This window comes from Protofrankia sp. Cr1, from assembly GCF_963555865.1.
Classification (GTDB): domain Bacteria; phylum Actinomycetota; class Actinomycetes; order Frankiales; family Frankiaceae; genus Protofrankia.
This window is the reverse complement of sequence record NZ_CAUVXO010000240.1, coordinates 2427-5418: the sequence shown is the minus strand read 5'-3', so window position 1 is coordinate 5418 and position 2992 is coordinate 2427. Positions and strand designations below refer to the sequence as shown.

3 protein-coding genes are annotated in these 2992 nt (G+C 65.2%); all 3 read right to left on the bottom strand.

The window, feature by feature from the left end; all coding sequences use genetic code 11:
* Nucleotides 1–104 precede the first annotated feature (104 nt).
* On the bottom strand, nt 105–1277 hold the full coding sequence (locus U9980_RS17520; protein ID WP_322768905.1) for a nitric oxide synthase oxygenase: 1173 nt from the start codon (nt 1275–1277) through the stop codon (nt 105–107).
* 67 nt (nt 1278–1344) lie between these two features.
* A complete protein-coding gene (locus tag U9980_RS17515) occupies nt 1345–1995 on the bottom strand; it encodes a sterol desaturase family protein (protein ID WP_322768904.1) in 651 nt (216 codons plus the stop codon).
* On the bottom strand, nt 1992–2834 hold the full coding sequence (locus U9980_RS17510) for an SDR family oxidoreductase (protein ID WP_322768903.1): 843 nt from the start codon (nt 2832–2834) through the stop codon (nt 1992–1994). The genes U9980_RS17515 and U9980_RS17510 overlap by 4 nt, the downstream gene beginning before the upstream one ends.
* Nucleotides 2835–2992 lie beyond the last annotated feature (158 nt).

The window sequence follows — 2992 nt, the reverse complement described above, 5'->3', positions numbered from 1 at the left end:
TTGGTGGCTCCTGATCCGTCCCGGAGACTCGCGACTGGTGACATCACCTCAGTGGTCGGCGTTGGGATGCAGGCAGACCATCCCGCCCAGCTTGCCGGGCGCTCTTATTCGGTTCGCTCTTTGGAAGCGTAGGGGCATTCGGCGGCGTCGGGTGTCGGCCAGCGAGTGTCGGGCGAAGGCGAAGGCGAAGGCGAAGGCGAAGATTTTGAGCCGGACCGCGTTCCCGGGTAGAAGTTGGGGCGTTGATCGGCTTCGTGATAGTAGCGGTGAAAGGTAGGGGTGATGCCGCCGGAAACCGGTGGAACGATCCAGCTCCAGTCGGCGGGTACAGTCCGCCCCTCTCGCTCCTCCCTGGCAATGTGGGTAAGGAAACGACGGGATTCAGTATGATGATTGCTGACCTTCACCCCGGCGACGCCGAAGGAATGCAGGACAGCGACGTTGAGTTCGACCAACGCACGGTCACGCCACAGGGTTTCTTCGCTGCCGGTGTCGAGCCCGAGACTCTCGGCAACGACCGGCAGCAGATTGTATCGGCCGGTATCGACGAGATTGCGCGCGCCGATTTCTGTACCCATGTACCAGCCATTGAAAGGCGCAAGTGGGTAGTCGATACCACCGATGCGCAGACGCATGTTGGAGATGGCCGGTACGGCATGCCAGCGCAGTCTGAGTTCGGCGAACCAGGAGTATTCAGGATGGGCGAGCTCTACCTCGAGCACGAGGTCACGGGGCACGTCGAACAGTTGTGGCCTGCCGTCGGCGGTTTCGATGACAAGCGGCAGGACCTCAAAAGGACCGCCCGAGCCCTGCCAGCCGAGGCTGCACACGGTCTCGGTGAAGTCGACGTAACGGGGGTCACCGACGATGCCGCCGTCGCGTCGCCGATAACCGGCATAACGGATGATCTGCTCGTTCCATACCCGCGGTCCAGGACACATCGGGGTGTCAGGAGCGAAGATGGAGATCACCGGACGAATGCGGCCATCGTTGTTGGCCTGGCGCAAGTGCTCGCACAGGTGCCGGTGGATCTCCTCGGGTGTGCCGGCATCCCGCCTGTCCAGCACACGCAGGCTCTGCCAGTACAGACGCCCTATGCAGCGGCTGGAGTTGCGCCAGGCCACGCGGGCGCCGAAGACCAACTCGGCGCTGGTGTGAGAGTAGGTGCCCGTCTGTCCGATCTGGGCTCGGACCTGACGCCGACGTTCGTCCAACGGACACGGCTGGTCGGGGTGCTCGGTGTAAAGCAGAGCCAGGAACTCCTCGGCCTCCTTCACGTCGGCTACGGCGTCCTGCCCGAACGCGTGCCGCGGGCGGGACGATTCGGCTGTGGATGCCCTCGTATCAGGCACCGACGGTGCTCGCGGGCGTGCGGTGCGGGCGTGTGATCGAGGTACCGAACACCTCGTCCCAGTACGGGGCGGAGATGCCGAATCCACGGGTGTCGTCGCGGAAGTGATGACGCATGTGCAGCTCGCGCAGTCGGCGCAACAGCCGGTTCTTCGGCCTGGCCTGGTGCAGGTAGAGATGGAACAGGTCGTAGGTGAGATAACCGAAGGCGTAGCCGGCCCCGACAGTCGGCGGCAGGCCACCCAGGCCCGAGGACAGGTAGAAGGCCCCTGCGACCATGGGGATGCTCAGGAGGGGACTGAGGATAGAGCAACGCACGTCCTGCGGGTACTCATGGTGCATGCCGTGCAGGAGCCAATGCAGACGGGCGCCGAAACCCTGCGCGGGCTCGTAGTGCAGCACGATGCGGTGGCCCCAGTACTCCGACAGCGTCCAGGCCACATAGCCAGCCGATGCCCAACCGGCCAACGCCCAGCCACCGGCCTGGCCCAGGGCGAACCAGACGCCGGCGACGATGGCAGGGGCGTACATCACCACGGTGGTGATGGGGCGGACGTGGACGATGTGGTCCAGCAGCGGCGATGCGAATGCGGGCGGACTGTTACCACGCTGGATCGCGCCCTTGCTGCTCATCGTTGCGTTCACAGGTCGACCCCGTTCGTGATGGGCGCGGTGACGCGCTCCTCGTAGTCGCGACGGGCGACGGCGTCGGTGGTGCGTAGCAACTGGTCGGCCTTGAGCAGCCGACCGATCGCGTCACGCCAGCTCTGCGGAAGCAGGAACAGCGAGCGAGTGACCGGATTGGTCCACCCGGGGACGAAGACGTGATAACGAGGGCGGCGGGCAACACCTACTACGGACCGCGCAATGTCGTCGGGGGTCAGTAGCGGGACGAAGCGACCCTTGCCCACTCCGGTGGTGAGCTCGGTGCGGGCCGGGATCGGAAGGATAATCGACAGGTCCACGCCGGAGCCGTGCAGTTCGGCGCGGACGGCCTCGGACAGGCCGACCACGCCGTGCTTGGCCGCCGAGTACGTGGCGCAGCCGGGCAGGCCGACCAGACCAACGGCGGAGACCATGTTGATGATGTGGCCGCGGCCCCGGGCACGCATCGGTCCTATGGCGGCCTTCATGCCGTTGAGGCTGCCCAGAAGGTTGACGCCGAGCTGGTGGCGAGTGGCTTCCTCGCCTTCGTGTTCGAAACGGCCAACCAACATCTCACCGGCATTGTTGACGAGGATGTCGATCTCTGCATGCTCGGCCTCCACCACCTTCCAGAATTCGCGCACGCTGGCCGGATCCGTGACGTCCAGCGGGTGGGCCGTCGCGCCGATGCGGGTGGCCGCAGCGCGGGCGTAGTCGAGGTTGCGGGCGCCGATGGCAACTTTGGCGCCGGCTGCGACGAAGGCCTCGGCGGTGGCCAGACCGATGCCGCGGCTGCCCCCGGTGATAGCGACGACCGTGCCATCAAGATTTTTAGACATGTTTTCTCCTAATATGGAATCTAATGTTCATCCGGATAAATCCTGATTGTCAGCGACTCTTTCGCAGTCGGCCGCTCCTCCTCGCGGCGCGGCGCAGCAAGCGCGTTTCGGTGCGCCTGAGGATGTAGGCGCAGAGCACGACCGCCCCGGCCGCGACT

Coding starts and splice junctions, on each gene's coding strand:
- U9980_RS17510 (WP_322768903.1), bottom strand. CDS start 2,834: ATGTCTAAAAATCTTGATGGCACGGTCGTCGCTATCACCGGGGGCAGC.